The 22,297-nt window shown below is 45.7% G+C and carries 19 protein-coding genes; 1 reads left to right on the plus strand and 18 read right to left on the minus strand.

Translation table 11 applies throughout. From position 1 onward, the window contains the following. Nucleotides 1-104 precede the first annotated feature (104 nt). Nucleotides 105-1,079, plus strand: a complete 975-nt coding sequence (locus AAEU32_RS00560; protein WP_421968597.1) for a GGDEF domain-containing protein — start codon at nucleotides 105-107, stop codon at nucleotides 1,077-1,079. Between the two features lie 244 nt (nucleotides 1,080-1,323). Here the strand turns inward: AAEU32_RS00560 and tilS are convergent, their stop codons facing one another. The 18 genes from tilS to rpsB form a co-directional block, all read right to left on the minus strand. Continuing rightward, a complete protein-coding gene (gene tilS / locus AAEU32_RS00565; RefSeq protein ID WP_421968598.1) occupies nucleotides 1,324-2,649 on the minus strand; it encodes a tRNA lysidine(34) synthetase TilS in 1,326 nt (441 codons plus the stop codon). 42 nt (nucleotides 2,650-2,691) lie between these two features. Continuing rightward, entirely contained in the window at nucleotides 2,692-3,648 is a 957-nt protein-coding gene (accA, locus tag AAEU32_RS00570) for an acetyl-CoA carboxylase carboxyl transferase subunit alpha (RefSeq protein ID WP_421968599.1), read from the minus strand. Between the two features lie 16 nt (nucleotides 3,649-3,664). Next, on the minus strand, nucleotides 3,665-7,156 hold the full coding sequence (gene dnaE, locus AAEU32_RS00575; RefSeq protein ID WP_421968600.1) for a DNA polymerase III subunit alpha: 3,492 nt from the start codon (nucleotides 7,154-7,156) through the stop codon (nucleotides 3,665-3,667). Further along, complete coding sequence (gene rnhB / locus AAEU32_RS00580) at nucleotides 7,156-7,752, minus strand: ribonuclease HII (RefSeq protein ID WP_421968601.1); 597 nt, start codon at nucleotides 7,750-7,752, stop codon at nucleotides 7,156-7,158. Before rnhB ends, dnaE begins: the two co-directional genes overlap by 1 nt. Next, a complete protein-coding gene (gene lpxB / locus AAEU32_RS00585; RefSeq protein ID WP_421968602.1) occupies nucleotides 7,742-8,899 on the minus strand; it encodes a lipid-A-disaccharide synthase in 1,158 nt (385 codons plus the stop codon). Before lpxB ends, rnhB begins: the two co-directional genes overlap by 11 nt. Nucleotides 8,900-9,143: 244 nt before the next feature. Beyond that, nucleotides 9,144-9,914 (minus strand): acyl-ACP--UDP-N-acetylglucosamine O-acyltransferase, encoded by a 771-nt coding sequence (lpxA, locus tag AAEU32_RS00590; RefSeq protein ID WP_421968603.1) that lies wholly within the window; start codon nucleotides 9,912-9,914, stop codon nucleotides 9,144-9,146. Nucleotides 9,915-9,916: 2 nt separating this feature from the next. Next, on the minus strand, nucleotides 9,917-10,369 hold the full coding sequence (gene fabZ / locus AAEU32_RS00595; RefSeq protein ID WP_421968604.1) for a 3-hydroxyacyl-ACP dehydratase FabZ: 453 nt from the start codon (nucleotides 10,367-10,369) through the stop codon (nucleotides 9,917-9,919). A gap of 21 nt (nucleotides 10,370-10,390) precedes the next feature. Next, nucleotides 10,391-11,413, minus strand: a complete 1,023-nt coding sequence (gene lpxD, locus AAEU32_RS00600) for a UDP-3-O-(3-hydroxymyristoyl)glucosamine N-acyltransferase (RefSeq protein ID WP_421968605.1) — start codon at nucleotides 11,411-11,413, stop codon at nucleotides 10,391-10,393. A 2-nt stretch (nucleotides 11,414-11,415) separates the two neighbouring features. After that, on the minus strand, nucleotides 11,416-11,934 hold the full coding sequence (locus tag AAEU32_RS00605; RefSeq protein ID WP_421968606.1) for an OmpH/Skp family outer membrane protein: 519 nt from the start codon (nucleotides 11,932-11,934) through the stop codon (nucleotides 11,416-11,418). 10 nt (nucleotides 11,935-11,944) lie between these two features. Next, nucleotides 11,945-14,416 (minus strand): outer membrane protein assembly factor BamA, encoded by a 2,472-nt coding sequence (bamA, locus tag AAEU32_RS00610; protein WP_421968607.1) that lies wholly within the window; start codon nucleotides 14,414-14,416, stop codon nucleotides 11,945-11,947. 201 nt (nucleotides 14,417-14,617) lie between these two features. Next, nucleotides 14,618-15,973: a sigma E protease regulator RseP gene (gene rseP, locus AAEU32_RS00615; protein ID WP_421969040.1), complete on the minus strand. Its 1,356-nt coding sequence runs from the start codon at nucleotides 15,971-15,973 to the stop codon at nucleotides 14,618-14,620. Beyond that, nucleotides 15,973-17,172: a 1-deoxy-D-xylulose-5-phosphate reductoisomerase gene (ispC, locus tag AAEU32_RS00620; RefSeq protein ID WP_421968608.1), complete on the minus strand. Its 1,200-nt coding sequence runs from the start codon at nucleotides 17,170-17,172 to the stop codon at nucleotides 15,973-15,975. Before ispC ends, rseP begins: the two co-directional genes overlap by 1 nt. Beyond that, the gene (locus AAEU32_RS00625) at nucleotides 17,169-18,035 is read right to left on the minus strand and encodes a phosphatidate cytidylyltransferase (RefSeq protein WP_421968609.1); all 867 of its coding nucleotides are present in this window, start codon (nucleotides 18,033-18,035) and stop codon (nucleotides 17,169-17,171) included. Before AAEU32_RS00625 ends, ispC begins: the two co-directional genes overlap by 4 nt. A gap of 16 nt (nucleotides 18,036-18,051) precedes the next feature. Continuing rightward, nucleotides 18,052-18,819 carry a polyprenyl diphosphate synthase gene (uppS, locus tag AAEU32_RS00630; protein ID WP_421968610.1) on the minus strand — a complete coding sequence of 256 codons (768 nt, stop codon included), beginning with the start codon at nucleotides 18,817-18,819 and terminating at the stop codon, nucleotides 18,052-18,054. A 100-nt stretch (nucleotides 18,820-18,919) separates the two neighbouring features. After that, entirely contained in the window at nucleotides 18,920-19,477 is a 558-nt protein-coding gene (frr, locus tag AAEU32_RS00635; protein ID WP_421968611.1) for a ribosome recycling factor, read from the minus strand. Nucleotides 19,478-19,490: 13 nt separating this feature from the next. Continuing rightward, nucleotides 19,491-20,237 carry a UMP kinase gene (pyrH, locus tag AAEU32_RS00640; protein ID WP_421968612.1) on the minus strand — a complete coding sequence of 249 codons (747 nt, stop codon included), beginning with the start codon at nucleotides 20,235-20,237 and terminating at the stop codon, nucleotides 19,491-19,493. Between the two features lie 213 nt (nucleotides 20,238-20,450). After that, on the minus strand, nucleotides 20,451-21,302 hold the full coding sequence (gene tsf, locus AAEU32_RS00645) for a translation elongation factor Ts (protein WP_421968613.1): 852 nt from the start codon (nucleotides 21,300-21,302) through the stop codon (nucleotides 20,451-20,453). 111 nt (nucleotides 21,303-21,413) lie between these two features. Then, nucleotides 21,414-22,142 (minus strand): 30S ribosomal protein S2, encoded by a 729-nt coding sequence (rpsB, locus tag AAEU32_RS00650; RefSeq protein ID WP_421968614.1) that lies wholly within the window; start codon nucleotides 22,140-22,142, stop codon nucleotides 21,414-21,416. Nucleotides 22,143-22,297: the final 155 nt, after the last annotated feature.

The following is a 22,297-nucleotide window of genomic DNA, read 5'->3' on the forward strand; positions in this document are numbered from 1 at the left end:
ACCCCGTTAAATAACTATAGCAACGGCTTGTTTTATATCCAGTTTGAATTATTGGCACAATTATCGCATTAACCATATACGAATTTAGTCTTGGAGTGATTCTGATGGATAATGTCCATATTTTGACATATGACCACAGCCAAATAGGTAGCGAAGCAGCAAAAGCGGCATATTTTTACCGCAAAGATAGTGCTTTGAATACAACAGCCCTTACGCAACAGCTACAACGTAGTTTGGATCTGGTCACTCTGCTAGATACATTCGCACAATTTATCGCACCCTACGCAAAGTTTTCAGGGTTACAGTTGCACTCGAGTCTTGGCGTCAATGAAATGACAAAAACTCACAGTGCGAATGTCGCCAATCGCTTTGACATTGAGGTTGAAGGTGAGCATTTAGGGCAATTGGTTTATCTCAGCAATGTGGCATTCACCAATAAGCTTTCTGCGCAATTAAAACAGTGGCATAAGATTCTCGCTTACCCACTACGTAATGCGCTAACGTACAACCGTGTGCTGCGTCTTGCTACGCGCGACCCTCTTACTGGGCTGAATAACCGCAGTGACTTCAACGTCAACATGGACAAAAAGCTTGAGGCATGCAGACGCAAGCATCGTCCATTTAGCCTGATGTTGTTAGATTTGGACCATTTCAAGCAAGTCAATGACAACTTCGGTCACCAAGCTGGTGATGAAACACTACAAGAGTTTGCGGCAATACTGCGCATATGTTTGCGTGGCACTGATACCGCTTTTCGCTTTGGCGGTGATGAGTTTGCCGTACTTATTGACGACAAACAGTTTGAGACGAATGTTGTTATTGCCAAGCGCATTATCAACGCTGTGAAAAACAGCGCGATAATGAGCCAGTACGGCGTAACCTGTAGTATTGGTTTCACATTGGCTCGAGCTAAAGACACGAATATGGAATTGTTCGAACGTGCTGATAAGGCGCTCTATCAAGCCAAATTTAATGGCCGAGATAGCTATCAAGGTGCGCTATTAGAAACTTTGTCGGTGAGGGATTTAAACACCCACAAAGACAGCCAAAAGCCTGTAAAAAATGCCAAAATTAGCTGATACAAGGATGTAAAGCTAGGTAAGTGTATCAATACGATACACACCAAAGGCACCAGTATGGCGGTGATAAAAAATACACCCCCTTTGCCTTTCCAGTAACATAGCAGCAAGGCCCCACATATCAAACCTGCAATCCCAGAGGGGATGATTACACGCCACAATGTAAGTGTACTGAGCGCTAATGCAACGAGCAGCACCGCGCACACCAGCAATGCCACTGGCGCTTTATTTACAAGGGATAAGCCTACGTGTTGATTTGGGTTGTGATTTGCCATTGTATTCCTTCAGCCGCCAAAAAGTCGTGATTATAAAAGTATCCCACCACTGCCACCAAGGATTCATCGTAAAAAATCAGTGGAATAGTTTGACGCTGCCAAGGCGGCACTTTGAGCTCTTTGAGCCAGTGACTGAGTTTATTGCTGTAAGGCTTATTGTGTGGACGAATACGGCTATTTAAACACCCATATCTTATAGTTATTTGCTCACTTGCATGAGCTGCTCGAACGCCATTTCCAACCCACCATGTAAGTTGTGTTTGCGCATCTAGCTGCACACTATTTTCACCCTGCGCTAAGTGCCGCTGAACCGGCTCCACAGAGCACGTTACCAAGTATATAAGCCCATTATAACGGCGCAAATCAACGGCTAAATTACCATGTGTTTTAAAGGTGATTGACGGCTGAGCGTCTTCACGGGCATGGATGAATTGTGCAAACGCAGTGTTAAGTTTTATCTGCGATGGCATCACACAATCATGGTGCTGCAACCACAGTCGTATCGCATTGAGATAACGCGACTCACCAAGCGCTAGCAAGGCATCCAATGACACGCTGTGCGCATCGTGTTGCACACTTTCAAGATCGCTTTGGGCAATGTCGTCAAGTAGTTGTTGTTGCGCTTGCAGCAGAGTGACGGTTTGCGCAACCTTGTCACTAAAGCCATGGAAACGTTGATTGAGTAAAGGCAGCACATCATTACGCAAAAAATTTCTGTCATAGCGTGAATCATCATTTGATTCATCATGAATATGTGACAGCTTTTGCTGCGCGACAAACTGCTCTAGATCAGCTCGGGATACATGTAAAAGAGGACGAAGCAACACCCTGCTTTGCCACGTCGCTAAATCGTGCATCGCACCTAGTCCTTTGAGTCCCGCACCGCGCTTCAAACGCAAGAAAAAAGTCTCGACTTGGTCATCTTGGTGCTGCCCCAGCACTAGGGCATAATCTTGCGGCACAAGCTCGTCAATCTTATTGTAACGAGCCTCACGCGCTTTAGCCTCAATACCTTTACGGGTTTGCTCACTTATTTGCACCCGAGCACTATACAATGTAATGCCTAAGCGCTGGCATTGCTCCTTGGCGAATGTCAGCCAGCTATCAGCATTAGCACTGAGTCCATGGTGAATGTGTACTGCGCATATTGGCAAATTGTGGCGAGCAGCATAATCGTGACTTAAAGCAAGTAGCGCCATAGAGTCCAGCCCACCACTTAGGGCAACAGCAAGACCTTGGCAGTTGTCACAACGCGCAAGTAATTGAGAAAGTGATGTATCGAACGTTGATTGCATATTGAGGGCATTAAAAAAGGCCGACTGTGCGGCCTTTTTTGCTTAACAGTAGCCGAAACTCATTAAGCGTTTGTAGCGTAAATCCAACATTTCTTCAACGCTGGTTTGACGTAATTCTGCCAAATCACGCTTCAATTGTAGTTTTAGGCTCTTCGCCATTGCATCATAGTTACGATGCGCACCACCTAGTGGTTCTTCAACGATATTATTAATAAGATCAAGCTCTTTCACACGCTTGGCAGTCACACCCATAGCTTCAGCTGCAAGTGGGGCTTTTTCTGCGCTCTTCCAAAGAATGGATGCACAGCCTTCTGGTGAAATTACTGAGTAGGTGCTGTATTGCAGCATGTTTACGCGATCACCAACGCCAATCGCCAGAGCTCCACCTGAGCCACCTTCACCAATCACAGTACAGATTGTTGGCACCTTAAGTGCTGCCATAACCTTTAAGTTACGCGCAATCGCTTCACTTTGTCCGCGCTCTTCTGCACCAACACCTGGGTATGCACCAGGGGTGTCAATAAAGGTGAAGATTGGCATTTTAAAACGCTCAGCCATTTCCATCAGGCGTAATGCTTTACGGTAACCTTCTGGCTTCGGCATACCAAAGTTGCGTTTGATTTTCTCAGCTGTGTCACGGCCTTTTTGCTGACCGATAACCATTACTGGCTCACCATCAAGACGAGCAACACCACCTAAAATAGCAGGATCGTTTGCGAACGCGCGATCACCTGCAAGTTCATCGAACTCGGTAAAGATACGCTCAATGTAATCACGCGTATAAGGGCGTAAAGGGTGACGCGCTAGTTGAGAAACCTGCCATGCACCTAATTCTGAAAAGATTTTATTTGTTAGTTCAACACTTTTCTCTTTCAGGCGAGAAACTTCTTCCTCTAAGCCTAGATCCAATGAACCGGCGCGGCCGACATTGCGTAGCTCTTCAATCTTCGCTTCCAATTCAGCAATCGGTAGTTCGAAATCCAAATAATTGAGACTCATGCGCTCATTAACCCACTTAATTAAATTCTAATTCTATATTTTGTGCCGCCATCAAAGATAACTTGTGAATTAAGTCATCCGCTGGCGTCACACACCATTGTGTTCCTAGTTCCAACTCAGCTAAGGCATCTGGTCGACGGTAAAGAATTTTTACCGGGCAAGTACCAAATTTGTACGGTTCTAGCACTTTTTCCAACTTTTCGAAGAAGTTGTCATCAATTTGCGCCATATCGACCGTCATTTTCATCGCTTTTATGCGTTTTTCACGGGCCTCAGCGAGAGTACAGACGTCTCTGGCGGTCATTGTAATGCCGCCAGAGAAGTTATCAAAGCTGACCTGTCCAGTTATGACCAAGATATTGTTGATTTGCAGCAATTCTTGGAACATTTCGAACTGTTCTGGGAATAAGCGTACATCAATCCGGGCACTCTTGTCATCCAGCGTGATTAATCCCCAACGTTTATTCCTTTTATTTACCAAAGTTCGGGCACTAATGACCAACCCTGCGGCAGTTGTTTGCACATCGCGCTCAGTTGGCGTCAAATCGACGAGTTTTCCGCTCGTATAGTGCCTTAATTCACCACGATATTGGTTAATTGGATGCCCCGTTAGGAATAACCCTAAGGTTTCACGCTCCCCATCTAACCACTGATTATCGGTGAAATAAGGGACACGTTTGAACGCTTGCTCAACCTCTTCTGGCTCAGTTGCTAACAGACCAAACAAATCGCCTTGGCCTAATTGTTCTGCCTTGTTATGTTGCTCAGCTGATTTAATCGCCTCTGGAAGTGAGGCCATTAAGATAGCCCGACCACCCTGCACGGGATCAGGCCCAAGTTTGTCCATGGCCCCGGCCATAATGAGCTTTTCAATTACGCGCTTATTCAGACGTTTTAAATCGACACGCGCACAAAAATCAAATAAGTCTTTAAATGGACCGTCTTGCTCTCGTGCTTGCAAGATAGCTTCGACTGGGCCCTCGCCTACACCTTTGATAGCACCGATGCCGTAAACGATTTGGCCTTGCTTATTCACTGTGAACTTATACAAGCCCGCGTTAACATCTGGTGGTAACAATGCGAGCTTCATATTCTCGCACTCGTCCACGAGAGTCACAATTTTGTCGGTGTTATCCATATCGGCAGACATTACCGCCGCCATGAACTCAGCGGGGTAATGGGTTTTCATCCACAGCGTTTGATATGACACCAAAGCGTAGGCCGCGGAGTGAGATTTGTTAAAGCCGTAACCTGCGAACTTCTCTACAAGGTCGAAGATCTTCATAGCCAGCTCGCCATCAACACCGTTCTTAATAGCTCCTTCTTCGAAGGTTGAACGCTGCTTGGCCATCTCTTCTGGCTTTTTCTTACCCATTGCACGACGCAGCAAGTCAGCGCCACCTAGCGAGTAACCAGCAAGTACCTGTGCTATCTGCATTACCTGTTCTTGGTATAAGATAACGCCGTAGGTAGGCTCCAAGATTGGCTGCAAGCTATCGTGTTGATACTGCGCATCTGGGTAGGATATTTCTTCGTTACCATGCTTACGGTCGATAAAGTTATCTACCATGCCCGATTGCAACGGACCTGGGCGGAACAAAGCAACCAGTGCGATCATGTCTTCGAAGCAGTCCGGCTTTAATCGACGAATAAGGTCTTTCATACCGCGCGATTCGAGCTGGAATACGGCAGTTGTTTCCGCGCGTAATAGCAACTCGATACTCGCTCTATCGTCCAGTGGTATCGCATTGATATCAACCGGCTCTTTTCCTTCACGAGCAAGGCGCTCGTTAGTCATATCTAACGCCCACTGCAAGATGGTCAAAGTACGCAGACCCAGGAAGTCGAATTTTACTAGACCGGCAGTTTCAACATCGTTTTTGTCGAATTGGGTAACCGGAAACTTGCCTTCTTCATCACAATAAAGCGCGGCAAAGTCGGTGATCGTAGTCGGCGATATGACAACACCACCTGCGTGTTTACCGGCATTACGGGTACATCCTTCGAGAATGCGGCACATGTCGATAAGGTCACGTACTTCTTCGTCACCATCATAGGCTTCAGGTAAACGCGGCTCAACTTCAAACGCTTTGGCAAGCGTCATCCCCGGATCGCCCGGAATGAGCTTAGAAATTCTATCAACAAAACCATACGGGTGGCCAAGCACACGACCTACGTCGCGGATCACCGCTTTTGCAGCCATGGTACCGAATGTGATGATCTGTGATACCGCATCTCGGCCATAGAGCTTGGCTACATGGTCAATTACCTCATCACGTCTATCCATACAGAAGTCGACGTCGAAGTCAGGCATGGATACACGCTCAGGGTTCAAAAATCGCTCGAAAAGCAGGTCGAATTGCAGTGGGTCTAGATCGGTAATTTTCAGGGCGTACGCCACCAAGGAACCTGCACCCGAGCCCCGCCCCGGCCCTACTGGAATATTGTTATCTTTTGACCACTGAATGAACTCCATTACTATCAAGAAGTAACCCGGGAATCCCATTTGGTTGATTACGTCAAGTTCAATTTGCAAACGCTCGTCGTATTCACCACGGCGCTGGGCGCGGACTTGTTCGTCAGGGAACAAAAACTGTAAGCGTTCTTCGAGACCATCGCGAGATACTTTAACTAGGAAGTCTTCAATTTTCAGTGAACCCGTTGGGTAATCAGGCAAGAAGTACGTACCCAGTTGTACTGTTACATTACAGCGTTTGGCAATTTCAACGGTATTTTCTAACGCCTCAGGTATATCGCTGAACAGTTCACTCATTTGCTCTGGCGTTTTCAGATATTGCTCTTGCGAAAAGCGCTTAGGTCGGCGTTTATCTTCAAGGGTGTAACCGTCGTGAATCGCAACGCGAATTTCATGGGGTTCAAAATCTTCGGGCTTTAGAAATACAACTTCGTTCGTAGCAACTACGGGCAACTGATGGGCATAGGCGTGCTCAACTGCCATATGCAGATAGGTTTCTTCATCCGCACGAGATGTGCGAATTAGCTCGAGATAGTAATCATCAGCGAAATGGGTACGGTAAAACTGGCTAATTTCCTCGACAATCGCCGCATTGCCTTTGAGCAACGCCTTGCCTAGGTCTCCATCTTTGCCGCCACTGAGAATAATTAGACCTTCACCGTGCTCTGCCAACCATTGCCTATCGACCATTGCGCGGTGCATCACATGACCACGCAAGTACGCCTTGGAGATCAGTAAAGTTAGGTTTTTATATCCTTCATTATTTTTTGCGAGCAAAACAATACGACATGGCTCATCAGGAAACTCTGGAGTGTTCAGCCAAATATCGGCACCAACAATAGGTTTGATACCGGCGCCATGGGCGCCACCATAAAAGCGCACTAAGCCACATAAGTTCATCTGATCTGTGATAGCCATTGCACTGAGCTGCTGCTCTTGTGCTGCTGCGACAATGTGCTTGGTTTTTGCCAAGCCATCGACCATAGAGAAGTCACTGTGAACACGTAAGTGAACGAATTGTGGCGCTGCCATTATTGTCCTCGCTCAGCTAGCACCCGCTGCACGGGCTTGAAGCTTTTTCGGTGATGTTCTGTAGCCCCATGTTCCGCCAATGCCTCAAAATGTGCTTTGGTAGGGTAGCCTTTGTGTCCTGCGAAGCCGTATTGTGGATATCGGGCATCAAGGGCAATCATTTCGTCATCGCGCGCGACTTTAGCCAAAATTGATGCGGCACTGATTTCCGGCACCAAGGCATCCCCTTTAACCACGGCTTGCGCGGCCATATCCAAGTCAGGTAGGCGATTACCATCCACAAACACAAAGTCAGGGCTAATATCCAACCCTGCTACCGCGCGGCTCATCGCTAACATGGTGGCGTGTAAAATATTGATGTCATCAATTTCAGCAACCGTTGCACGGGCAATACAATAGCTTAACGCTTTTTCTTTAATTTCCTCACTGAGGGCCTGACGCTTTTTATCACTGAGCTTTTTCGAGTCAGTAAGGCCTTCTATTGGCTTGGCAGGGTCTAAAATAACTGCAGCGGTGACGACATCGCCAACGAGAGGGCCGCGCCCTACTTCATCAACACCGGCAATATATTGAACGTCTGGGCGATTAATTTGCATTGATTAACTCCAATACAGCTTTTGCGGCTTGGCTGCTGGCATCACAGCGAATATTTTTATGAATGTCTGTAAAGCGTGCTACCAGCTCACTGTTATCACCGTATAAGCGCGGTTCCAGTGCTTCACATAATCTATCTACGTTACATTCATGCTGCAAGTATTCAGGTACCAGCTCTTCATCAGCTAACAGATTGGGTAGTGAGAAATATTTAATGGTGAACGTAAACACATGTTGCACCATCCAGTAGGTCATCGGCTTTAGTTTATAACCGACTACCATAGGCTTTTTATACAGCATTCCTTCCAAAGATGCGGTGCCCGATGCCAATAAAATCGCATCACTGGCTTGCATAGCAATACTTGATTGGCCATCGAGTAAGATGGCATCCAAGTTGGGAGCATGTGCTTTTTGTAATTCTAAGAACTGCTGCTTTCGTGCATCGTTTACCAAGGGTACAACGACTTTCAAGTCAGGGTTTTGCTGTTGCAGTCGCTCAGCAGTTTGTGCGTAGGTAGGTGTAAGTAAACCAACTTCAGAGCCACGGCTACCTGGCAATAACGCCAGCACTTTATCATCTTGTGATAATCCTAGTTGCTCGCGCGCAGCACGGCTGTCTTGCTGCACGGCGATATCATCAGCAAGGGTGTGCCCGACAAACGTACAAGGTACATTATGTTCATCATAAAATGCCTTTTCAAATGGCAGTAATGACAAGACTAGGTCTGTGGCTTTAGCTATTTTAAAGATGCGCTTTTGACGCCATGCCCATACCGATGGGCTGACATAGTGAACTGTGGTGATCCCGGCCTGTTTAAGAGGCAGCTCTACACGCAAATTAAAATCAGGCGCATCGATGCCGATAAACACATCCGGTGGGTTATCAATAAAATGCTGCACCAAATGTTTACGAATTGAAAGCAAGCGAGGTAAACGAGACAACACCTCTACTAGCCCCATCACCGACAACTGCTCCATGTCAAATAAGCTCTTAACACCAAGCGCTTGCATGCGTGGACCGCCGATCCCCTCAAATTGAGCATCTGGATGAGTTTTTAAAATCGCTTTAATTAGGCCTTCGCCGAGAATGTCACCTGACATCTCGCCAGCCACAATGCCGACACGTAAAGGTTTAGCTGTTGCGCACATGAATGTGGGGATTCCCATTAACCACAATGATTATTAACAGACTAGTCTACCCTGTTTATGATGTGCTTAAAACCATGTCGTGGAGGAAATCTATGCGTTTGAAAATCAGCACATTATTTAGTGTGATTTATAGACAACAAGACAAGTAGATTTACTCGCAACGCGCCCAAAGCAGCGCTCAAATCACAGCCATAAAAAAACGCCGTCAATGACGGCGTTTTCGAAAACTAAACTCACAAACCGCTTAACGGATAATACCGCGGGTTGAGTTTACAACAGCATCGATCATTGGCTGAATTGCAGGAAATTGCTCAACTTCTTGTTGTAGTTGCGCAACTGCTTCTTCAGCTTTTAAGCCCTTACGGAATAGCGTTTTGTAGGCACGGCGCAGGGCCATGATTTCATCGGCTTCAAAGCCGCGACGCTTCAATCCCTCTGTGTTAATTGCAACTGGACGCGCTGGTGTGCCTATGGTTGTAACATAAGGTGGAACATCCTGGTTTACGCCTGAATACATTCCGACAAATGCGTGTGAACCAATTTTACAAAATTGATGCACACCTGAGTTACCCGCTAAGATAACCCAATCACCAACATGAACATGGCCGGCAACACTTGCGTTGTTGGCGAAAATAACGTTATCACCAATCACAGCATCATGCGCTACGTGGGTGTACGCCATAAAGAGGTTGTTACTGCCGATTTTAGTGATGCCTTCATCTTGAATCGTACCACGGTGGATAGTGGCACATTCGCGAATAATATTATTATCACCGATAATCAACTGCGTTGGTTCATCCTTGTACTTCTTATCTTGGCAAGCCTCGCCAACCGATGCGAATTGGTAAATGTGGTTGTTTTTGCCAATCTTTGATGGGCCTTTCACTACAACATGTGACTCAATAATGGTGCCTGCACCGATTTCAACGTCATTGCCAATATAACTGTATGGGCCGACTTGAACATCATCAGCAAGCTTCGCACCTGGTTCGATAATTGCGGTAGGATGGATCACGATTAAAACTCTCTTCTAGCACACATTAATTCAGCACTACATACGACTTTGTCATCAACGCGCGCTTCGCCATAGAACTTCCACATGTTGCGGCGCTCTTTTAGAAACTTCACGTGTAGATGCATTGTATCGCCCGGCAGTACTGGCTGCTTGAAACGCGCATTGTCAATTGCTGCAAACAAGTATAGCTCGTTCTCGCCACGATTTTCTGTGGTCTTAAAGCCTAATAAACCGGTTGCTTGAGCCATAGCTTCTAGGATCATGACACCTGGGAAGATAGGTTGACCTGGGAAGTGACCTGTAAAAATAGGCTCGTTCATCGTCACGTTTTTAATCGCGTGCAGACTCTCTCCCGGCGTGTAATCCACCACTTTATCTACTAAAAGCATCGGATAACGGTGCGGCAGTAGACTCATGATCTCTTGAATATCTATGCTATTTAACTGATTAGCCAACTTCTTTTCCTTAAAACAAAGTTAATCGTGTGATTTAAGCTCAGCCTCGATGGCTTTGAGTCGCTTGCTCATATCACCAATATTTCGTAAGTGTGCGATAGTACGGCGCCATTCCTTATTACTCACGTGCGGCAGACCCGAAGAGTATATACCTGGCTCACTAATACCGCTGGTAACCATACTTCGACCGGTTAACACCACTTGATCGCAAATCTCAACGTGACCAGTAATACCGCTTAAACCACCAATTTGGCAATAACGCCCTATCTTAGTACTGCCTGCTATCACACTACAGCCTGCAATTGCAGTACCTTCACAAATTTCAACGTTATGCGCAATTTGGCATTGGTTATCGATAATCACGTTACTGTGAATAAGAGTATCGTCGATAGCACCACGGTCGATTGTTGTACTCGCTCCAATCTCTACATGATCGCCAATGATAACAGAGCCTAACTGCGGGATCTTCACCCACTGTCCGTGCTCATTAGCATAGCCAAAGCCATCAGAGCCAATCACTGTATTTGCTTGAACAAGGCAATGCTCACCTATTTTCACTTCATGGTATACAGTGACATGGTTCCAAAGTTTGGTATGGGCACCAATGTGCGCATTTTCACCAATAAAACAATGAGAACCTATTTGCGCGTGTGCTTCAACAACTGCACCAGCCTCAATGACTACCATAGGGCCGATATTAGCTGAGTCGCTCACCTTGGCGTCAGGACTGATGACGGCACTGGGATGAATCCCTGAAGCAGAGGCTGGCGTGCTGTCTAGGTACTGAGCAAGCTTGGCGTAGGCAACATAGGGGTCTTTACATACTAGCTTATTGCCGTCGAAATACTGTGTATCGGCGGCACTGAGCATAACAGCACCTGCTTGGGTACTGGCCAGTTGACTACGGTACTTTTTATTGGCGAGGAAACTAATATGTTTACCTTGCGCCTTTTCTAAAGTCTGAATGCCAGAAATAACTAAGGCGCCGTCTCCAACGAGCTCGGCACCTAAGTGTTCGGCTATATCAGCTAAGCTAATTGCCATTATTACTTCTTACTTACGCGTTGAACCACTTTTTCTGAAAGATCAGTTACTTCTTTAGGGTTGAAGTAGATAGTGGCATCTTTAAGTTTCACTTCATCGTAGTCGCCATCTTTGGCTACTGCTTCAATCGCTTCGATGATTGTCTTTTGTAGTTTAGCTAATTCTTGATTTTGGCGCGCTTTAATTTCTTGCTCTAACGGACGGCCTTTCTCAGCAAGCTCCTTTTGCATGCCTTGAATTTTGTCACGTAGTGCTGTTTTTTGCTCTTCGCTCATCGTAGTCGACTCACGTTGGAACTTTTCCATTTCAAAACGGATGTCGCCTTGAAGCTTTTCAAGCTGCTGACTACGCTCTGCGAACTCACCTTGCAATGTTTTTTCAATGGCCGCTGTTTGTGGTACTTGCTGATAAATTGATTGCATATCAACAATACCTACTTTGTGCGCAAGCGCATTTAAAGATGTACCCATAGTTAGCGCTGCAAGTACAGCCATTGCTGTATTTTTGAATACTTTTTTCACAAAAAACTCCTTAGAAAGTGTTACTGATATTAAAGCTAATTGTTTTGGTTTCATCCTCTTCTTGTTCTTTCAACGGATACGCAAAACTAATTAGCATCGGCCCCATAGGCGAGATCCACTGGATTGATAAACCAGTTGAGACCCTAAAGCGACTTGGGTCTGAATAATCATCCAAGCGCGCACGCACATCAGGCTGTAAATTTTGATAACGGTCAACGTTGAATTCAGTATCCCATACGTTAGCCGCATCAACAAAGAAACTCGTACGAACAGATGACGTGTTCTCTTCATCTAAAAATGGCGTTGGTACAATCAATTCCATACCGGCAACTGCTTTGGCGTTACCACCAATGCGACCTGCAAGCTGTAATTGGTCAAACTCTTCTGCACCACCAATTCCTCCTACAGGTGAGCCATCAGGCAAAGTAGTGCCTGGGATAGACTGCGGAGAACGCAACACAGCACGTGGCAAGATGGTATTTCTATCAAAGCCGCGCAGTTCTTGCTCTGTTATACGGAAGAACTCTTGCACTGGCAACACTTGGTCATAACCATTTGTTTCACCATAACCATTACCATATCCCAGTGCCGCTCGTGTAGAGAACACCCAACGGTGATTATCACTCAAAGGCCAATAGAAACGTGAGTTATAGTTAACCTTGAAGTACGTCAGGTCTGAGTTTGGAGTCGTTGCTTGTAGACTCAATGATTGACGCGAGCCTGCCGTTGGGAACATACCACGGTTTACCGTTACACGAGACCACGCAGCGCTCAGTTCAAACTTAGTAAATTCAAACCCTGCATCTGGATTTTGTGGGTCCAAGAAGGTCTCACGCAATACACGTGTTTGTTCATATTCAGCAAGATCAGAGAGCTCTTCTTCAATCCAACGAACACCGAAGTTCAAACGGTTTACCGCATTAATTGGGAAACCAATGTTAGTGCCTAAACCGTAACTTTTTGATTTGTAGTCAATCAAGCTAAACGCACTTGCATCATAGTTACGATAGAAGATACTTGACCCTTGTGATACCCCATCAGGTGTAAAGTATGGGTCTGTGTAAGACAAGCTGACACTCTCAGAGCCGCGCGAAGTATTAATATTAAATGCGACCTGATTACCACTTCCTAGGAAGTTTTGCTCGCTCACACCAATGTTGAACTGCAAACCGTAATATGAGCCATAGGCTAGGCCCGCTGTAAAACTACCTGCAGACTGCTCTTTAACGCTAAAGCCGACATCGACTTCATCATCCACACCTGGAACAGGGTTTACTTCAAACTCAACCGTTTCCATATACGGCAAACGTTGGATTTGTAATTTAGAACGCTCAAGGCTCTGATTTGATAACCATGCACCTTCAAGCTGAGTCATTTCGCGACGAATGACTTCATCTGCGGTGTTTTGGTTACCAGAAATATCGATACGACGAACGTATACACGCTTACCAGGGTCAACTGACAAAGTAAGTTGTACTTCTTTGTTTTCGTCGTCAATTTCAGGAATGGTGCGTACTTCCGCGTTGGCATAGCCAAAACGCGCAAGGTAGCTCTTTATAAACTCTTCAGAAGAAGTCACCACAGAGCCATTGTAAAGCTCGCCAGACTTAAGCGGAATAACCGCCTTAATCAACTCTTCTCGACCAAGCAAATCACCGATAAAGTCAAAGCCCTTCACCATGTACTGCTCGCCCTCAGTGACGTTTGCAGTAACATAAACAGACTCGCGCTCTGGGCTTACCGACACCTGAGTTGAGTCAATATTGAAACGCAGGTAACCGCGGTCTAGGTAATAGCTGGTGATTTTTTCTAAATCGCCTTCAATCGTTTGCTTTTGATAACGATCTGACGACATGAATTTCCACCACGGCAAGTCTTGCTGTGACTCAACGAGGCCTAAAAGTTCTTCATCAGAGAACAATTCATTACCGACAATATTGATCTGACGAATTGAGGCTGCGTCGCCCTCATCAAAGTTAAACTTGACGGCAACTCGGTTACGCGGAAGGCGTGTAATTTCAATATCCAAGGTGGCATTGTACTTACCGATACTATGGAAGAACTCAATCAACCCCTTTTCAACGTTTTCAAGAACAGTGCGATCAAGAGGTTCACCCGTGCGGATATCTTGTTGATTCAAGCTATCTGTCAACTGCTCGTCTTTGATATCTTTGTTGCCATCGAACTCAATTGAACTGATGGTTGGACGCTCAGTTACTTTAAAAATAACCTTATCGCCATCGCGGTAGGCTTCGATGTCATCAAAGTGACCCGATTTGTATAGCGCTTTGATAGTTCTAGATACCGTGTAGGTATCAATCTGATCGCCCACATTAATAGGAATGTGAGTCAACGCCGCACCGAGTGCTACGCGTTGTAGACCTTCTACTTTTAAATCTTCTACGATAAAGGAATCTTGGCCTAGAGCTGCAAAACTTGCCCCTAATAAACTAGTTACCGCCAAATGTTTTTTTATAGCCATTTTATTATCTTTGTCCTTTACTACAGTGTCTTTACCCAACCGCATAATACGAGTTCGACATGTGCACGGCTGTTATACTTTATAGGCCACCGACTGCATAAGTGACGGCCATCTTATCATTGCTGCTTGGCTTACACAGCAGTTTATTTACGCATTCTGTACAATTTGCACGCAGTTGTTACGATTAAGTTGCTCGTGTTGTTATCCGAGGCGCCCAATGTCGTTTAGCAGTGCGAATGCAGTCAACGCCAAAAGAAGCGTTGCGCCAATTCGAAAACCAATTTCTTGTGTCTTTTCAGAGACTGGCTTTTTGCGAATAAGTTCAATTAAGTAATACATTAAATGCCCGCCATCAAGTACAGGCAGCGGAAGCAAGTTAAATACCCCTAGACTTACGCTTATCCATGCTAAAAATTGCAAAAACGCAACGAAGCCGTAGCTTACGCTAGTTCCAGCGCCAACCGCAATGCCAACAGGTCCACTAATGTTCTTAATAGACACCTGACCGGTGATAAAGTTTGCAATCATTTCAAAACTAACGCTCACCATCTGCCAGGTTTTAGCCGCGCCCAGGGCAACAGCTTCTAGAGGGTTGTAACTGCGCGTCAATATCGCCTCTTCTGGCCAAGCTTCTACTTGTGGCACAACCCCAAGATAACCACGAGAAAAACCATTTTCATTGGGTTTGTTTGCGGGGGTCACACGCACATCCATGCCCGTTTTGCCGCGCATGATATAAAAGTCCATCGGCGTGTTAGCGGAGCGCTCAATAATATCTACCAACGACTGCCACGATTTAATCAACTCGCCATTAACGCTAAGCAGAACATCGCCTTTTTGTAAGCCTGCGTTTTGTGCAGGAGAGTCAGGTGCAACCATTGCTAAAGCTAACGTCACTTCTGGCCTAAATGGTGTAATACCAATGGAGTTAAGCGGTGTACCATCACGCTCATCAAGAGTCCAGTTTCTCAGGCTTAATGACCTAATACTGTGCGATCCTGATTCACTTTGCACTTTGACACTGACGCTATCATCGCCAATATGTTGCACCAATGCGATAGTCACTTCTTGCCAGTCTTGAGTCTCTTGTGAGCCAATGGCTATAAGTTGATCGCCCGCTTTAATTCCCGCCGCAGCGGCCAGACTCTGAGGTTGCACATCGCCTACGATAGGCTTTGGTGATTGCACACCAATCACATACATCAACGCTAATGCCACAATGGCAAATAAAAAGTTGGCTAGTGGCCCTGCACTGACAATGGCGATGCGTGAATATACAGACTTGGAGTTAAACGATAAGTGACGTTCTTGAGGGTCAACATCATCCACACGCTCGTCGAGCATTTTGACGTAGCCACCAAGGGGGATCATAGCGATAACGTATTCAGTACCACGCTTGTCATACCATCGAATTATTGGCTTACCAAAGCCAATAGAAAAACGCAGCACTTTGACGCCTGCTTTTCGTGCCACCCAAAAATGGCCATATTCATGAATAGTGACAAGAATGCTCAGTGCGACAATGAATGAACCAAGATTAAATAAAAAATCCAACATCATTTAGCCCTCGCGTGGATGATTTGCTGTGCGTGTGAACGAGCGTCAGCATCGCACGCCAAAATACCCTCTAAATCATCACTGTAATTGAGTGTCATATCACTTAACGTCTGTGCATTAACAGCATATATGTCGTTGAAACTAATTTGACCTGCCAAAAATGCCGCCACTGCTTGTTCATTTGCCGCATTGACCACCGTGGTTGCAGATTGGCCTAATTCGCACGCGTCAATTGCGAGCTTGAGGTTCGGATAGCGCTCAAAATCGGGAGCATAAAAACTAAAATCTTTCATCGCGGCAAAATTGAGTGGCTCAACCCCAGCGTTAATTCGCTGCGGGTAGGCTAATGCATGCGCAATAGGCGTGCGCATATCTGGCTGTCCCATTTGTGCAAGGACAGAGCCATCACTATATTGCACCATTGAATGGATCATACTTTGCGGATGGATCACCACTTCGATATCACGGGTGTTGGCATTGAATAACCATTTTGCCTCTATGAACTCAAGGCCTTTGTTCATCATGGTTGCAGAGTCAACGGATATTTTCTGACCCATAGACCAATTCGGATGAGCAACAGCCTCTGCGACCGTGATGTCTTGGAAGGTATTCAGAGGACGCTCTCGAAACGGTCCACCAGAACCTGTGAGAAGTATTTTTGTTACCCCATGCTGTGACAACTGTTGAGCACGTTGGTCACGGATTGCCTCAGGCATACATTGAAAAATTGCATTGTGCTCGCTGTCTATAGGCAGCAACGTCGCGCCATGTTGACGTACTTTGTCCATGAACAACTGCCCTGACATCACCAACGATTCTTTGTTCGCCAGTAACACCGTTTTAGCTGCTTCAATAGCGCTAAGCGTTGGCACTAGACCCGCAGCACCAACAATTGCAGACATAACCGTATCGACATCTTCATGCTGACATACCAAAGCGATGTCGGTGTCGTAATCAATCACCTTGGTGGCGAGGTTCAAAGCACTTAATTGCTCTTTTAACACGGCATTAGACTGGGCGCACGAGAGTGTTGCATAACGCGGGTTGAAGGTTTGGCAATCTTTAACCATTTGCGCGACGTTTCGTCCTGCTACGAGCGCAAACACTTCATAATCAGCATGATTACGAGCAATCACATCCAATGTGCTCTGACCTATGGAACCTGTAGAGCCTAAAATCGTGACTCTCTTTTTCATCATAGCGTCATGGTCCACGCGTAAAACACCACGAAAATTGGTGCGGCAGCGGTTAGGCTGTCAATACGATCTAAAATGCCACCGTGACCTGGTAGACACTTGCCGCTATCTTTCATTCCTGCTTGGCGTTTGAACATACTTTCAAGTAAATCACCCACAGCAGAAAAAGCGGCCACAACAATAGCCATCAGGGCATAAAGTACCCACATGGATGACTCAATACCATTGAAGTAACAAAATGCTACGACAAACACTGCTGAGCTCACTAAACCACCAGCAAACCCTTCAATGGTTTTATTAGGGCTCACTTTAGGCATCAGTTTATGTTTGCCCATGCTTTTACCCGTGAAATAGGCACCAATGTCGGCGCACCAAACGATACCAAGCACGGCAAGAATAAGAAATGAACCAAATTGCGCTGACTCTGAGTAACTTGCACTGCGAAGCACTGACAGCGCTAACCACAACGGCGCAAGTGTCAAAACACCCGATACGCCGCGCATCACATAGCCCTGAGACCATGCGTCACTGAATTTTGGATAACGTACCACAAGTACAGTTGCGACCAGCCACCATGCGACTGAAAGAGTGAATACATAATTGATGTCACCACGCAGTTGCCCATTGACCCACAGCTCTGTAATAGGCCAGTGCCATTGCATAAGCGCAACTAACACAGCCATGAGCAGCACATAAGCAACACGCTTCACGCGGTCGCAAATACCCATTAAGGCCGACCATTCATAGGCGCCCAATAAGACAATACCGCCAGCACAGTAACTAAACCAATCCAAAGGAGCCAAAAATACTAATGCTAGTGCCAATGGCGCCAGGATCAGTGACGTAATAATTCGTTGTTTAAGCAAGTCTTATACCTTCAACTTAGGGCTGAGCAGGAGAGAGTAATTCTTTTATTTGTTCGCCGGTACATCCGAACCGACGTTCTCTCGATACATAGCAGGCTACCGCTTCTGCAAACACCGACTCGTTAAAGTCAGGCCACAGCGTTGGTGTGAAATACAGTTCAGCATATGCAGCCTGCCAAAGTAAAAAGTTACTGATCCTTAAGTCTCCGCCGGTGCGGATCAAAAGGTCCAATTCACTTTGACCGTGTAGACTAATATGCTTTGCCAGCGTTTGCTCGTCAATGTCATCCGCTGATAATTCGCCTGCTGATACCTCAAGGGCTAACTGCTTTGCGGCATTGGCAATATCCCAACGCCCACCATAGTTAGCAGCAATATTTAACTGTAACCCAGTGTTTTCGCTTGTTAGCTCTTCAGCTGCAGCAATCTTTTCTTGTAGCTTTTGTGAAAAGCGACGAGTGTCGCCAACAATAGATAATCTTACGTTATTTTTATGCAGCTTTTTAACCTCACGGCCAAGTACCATCAAAAAAAGCTCCATTAAGGTGGTCACTTCTTCCTCTGGACGACGCCAATTCTCGCTGCTAAAAGCGAACAAGGTTAGCGATTTCACTCCAAGCTTAGAGCAAAATTTCACTGACTCTCTAACCGCATCAACCCCTTTTTTATGGCCGTACACACGCGGGTGCCCCTGAGCTTGAGCCCATCGACCATTACCATCCATGATGATTGCCACATGTTTGGGCAATAATTCTTTAGAAATATGTTCTGCGTTTAAAGCCATGTAACGTAAATTATCCACAAAAAAACGCCGCCTAGTATACCCCAGACGGCGTTACAAACCTAATGGCATTTTATGAGCAAGTTGCTCATAAATTAAGCATTTAGATTTCCATCAACTCTTCTTCTTTAGCGCTTAGTTGCGCGTCCATTTCTTTGATGTACTTATCTGTTAGCTTTTGAATTTCATCTTCGCCTTGGCGTGCTTCATCTTCAGAGATTTCTTTGTCTTTTAACAGACCTTTGATATCACTGTTAGCATCACGACGAATATTACGTACCGCTACACGGCCGCTCTCAACTTCACCACGTACAATCTTGATTAAATCTTTACGACGCTCTTCCGTTAACGGAGGAAGTGGTACACGGATCACTGTACCCGCAGAAGCTGGGTTAAGGCCCAAATCTGATGTCATGATTGCTTTTTCTACAGCTTGTGCCAAAGACTTATCGAACACGCTGATCGCAAGTGTGCGAGAATCTTCAATCGTTACGTTTGCAACTTGGTTAAGCGGCGTATCTGCACCGTAGTAAGAAACTGTAATACCGTCTAGTAATGCTGGGTGAGCACGACCAGTACGAATTTTTGACAGTTGGCTACCAAGTGCTGCTACACTTTTTTGCATGCGCTCTTGCGCACTTTTTTGAATATCGTTAATCACGCTAGTATCCTACTTATTTTGTCTCACTCGAGGCTTCTGAGGAAATAAGAGTTCCCTCTTCTTCACCCATGATGACGCGCTTAAGCGCACCAGGTTTATTCATATTAAAGACACTGATTGGCATTTTATGGTCGCGCGCCAAAGTGAAGGCTGCTAAGTCCATAACTTTCAGTTCTTTTTCAATTACTTCATTATAGGCAAGATGGCGATAAAGCGTTGCATCTGGGTTCTTCACTGGGTCGTCGCTGAATACACCGTCTACTTTTGTTGCTTTGATTACAGTGTCTGCTTCGATTTCGATACCGCGTAAGCATGCTGCCGAGTCAGTTGTAAAGAACGGGTTACCTGTGCCTGCTGCGAAGATAACCACACGGCCTGACTTTAATAGGCTGATTGCTTCTGCCCAGTTGTAAGCGTCACACACACCATTAAGTGGAATAGCTGACATCAAGCGCGCATTCACAAACGCACGGTGCAACGCGTCACGCATTGCTAGACCATTCATTACAGTTGCCAACATACCCATGTGATCGCCTACTACGCGGTTCATACCTGCTTCTGCAAGCGAGCCACCACGCAAGAAGTTACCACCACCAATCACTAAACCCACTTCTACGTCGAGTTCTACAAGCTCTTTAATTTCCTGAGCCATGCGATCGAGTACTTTAGGATCGATGCCGAAGCCCTCGTCTCCCATTAAAGCTTCACCACTTAATTTAAGTAGAACACGTCTAAAAATAGGTTTGCGACTAATATTCATATTTTCCTGGCCAATAACGAATGTGGATAAAAAATAACCGCGCCTATGTGGGTACATAAGAGCGCGGTTATTCTAATTAATTTTGCTGGACGACGCAAAAGCAAATCATCGCTTTTGCTCACTTTGCTTAGTAATCAGCTCAGTCTTTAAACTCTGCCATTCACTTTGTTCCGTGTATCGCCACAGCATGGTTATGTTCTAACCTATCGAGTATTACTCGCCTTTAGCAGCAGCGATTTGTGCAGCTACTTCAGCAGCGAAGTCTTCTTCTTTCTTCTCGATACCTTCACCTACTTCTAGGCGAATGAAACCAGATACTGACGCGCCACGCTCTTTAAGCATGTCACCAACAGTTTGCTTAGGTTCCATGATGAAAGCTTGACCAGTAAGTGAGATTTCACCAGTGAACTTCTTCATGCGGCCAACAACCATCTTCTCAGCGATTTCAGCTGGCTTGCCTTCGTTCATAGCGATTTCTACTTGAACTGCTTTTTCTTTCTCAACAACGTCAGCTGGTACGTCTTCAGGGTTAACGAACTCTGGCTTTGAAGCAGCAACGTGCATTGCTACGTGCTTAAGCGTCTCTTCGTCAGCTTCACCAACTACAACAACACCGATACGGTCGCCGTGACGGTATGAAGCTAGCTTGTCGCCATCGATGTATTCAACGCGACGGATGTTCATGTTCTCACCGATTTTAGCAACTAGTGCAACACGCGTTTCTTCGAATTGCGCTTTAAGCGTTTCGATGTCTGCTTTAGTTTCAGCAGCAGCGTCTAGTACTTGGTTAGCAAAACCTAGGAAGTTTGCATCTTTAGCAACGAAGTCAGTTTGACAGTTAACTTCAAGAAGCGCAGCGAAACCGTTACCTTCTTTGATAAGGATTGTACCTTCAGCAGCAATGTTACCTGCTTTTTTAGCAGCTTTAGCAGCACCGCTCTTACGCATGTTTTCGATCGCTAGATCGATGTCACCGTTAGTTTCAGTTAGTGCTTTTTTACAATCCATCATGCCAGCGCCAGTGCGCTCACGTAATTCTTTAACTAGGGCAGCAGTTACAGCCATGGGAAATTCCTCAAATCAATGTTTAGAGCAAGTGACGAGGTGTCACTTTGAAATAAGAATATCAAGTCTTCACCGCATCAGGATGAAGACTTGATCATAAGCGAGTCGCGATTACTCAGCTGCGACGAAATCGTCTTTTTCAGCTTGAACGGCGATGTTGCTCTCACGGCCTTCAGTAACAGCAGTAGCAACTGCGTTAGTGTAAAGCTGGATAGCACGGATCGCGTCATCGTTACCAGGAACGATGTAGTCAACGCCGTCTGGGTTAGAGTTAGTATCAACGATTGATACTACTGGAATGCCCAGGTTGTTCGCTTCTTTGATAGCAATGTGCTCGTGATCAGCATCGATAACGAAAAGTGCGTCTGGAAGACCGCCCATGTCTTTGATACCGCCAAGGCTCTTTTCAAGCTTAGCCATTTCACGAGTAAGCATTAACGCTTCTTTCTTAGTTAGCTTCTCAAACGTACCGTCTTGGCTTTGAGTTTCAAGATCTTTAAGACGCTTGATTGACTGGCGAACAGTTTTCCAGTTAGTAAGCATACCACCTAACCAACGGTGATTTACGTAGAACTGGTCACATTTAACTGCCGCTTCTTTTACTGCTTCGCTTGCAGCGCGCTTAGTACCAACGAAAAGTACTTTACCTTTGTTTGATGCTACGTTCTGTAAGAAGCTAAGTGCATCATTGAACATAGGTACAGTTTGCTCAAGGTTGATGATGTGAACACGGTTACGAGCACCGAAGATGAACGGCTTCATCTTAGGGTTCCAGTAACGAGCCTGGTGACCGAAGTGTACACCCGCCTTTAGCATATCGCGCATTGAAACGTTTGCCATTGTATTTTCCTCTATATAAGTTTGGGTTAAGCCTCCACATATCCCATAGCACCAACACGTTAGAATAAATTCTTTCATGCACCCAAGTGTATGTGTCGATATGTGTGTGTGTTAATATTAAATGGTTCTGTCTTCGTTACAGACAAATCATCTTC

This window comes from Pseudoalteromonas maris (assembly GCF_049257235.1).
Taxonomy (GTDB): Bacteria; Pseudomonadota; Gammaproteobacteria; order Enterobacterales; family Alteromonadaceae; genus Pseudoalteromonas.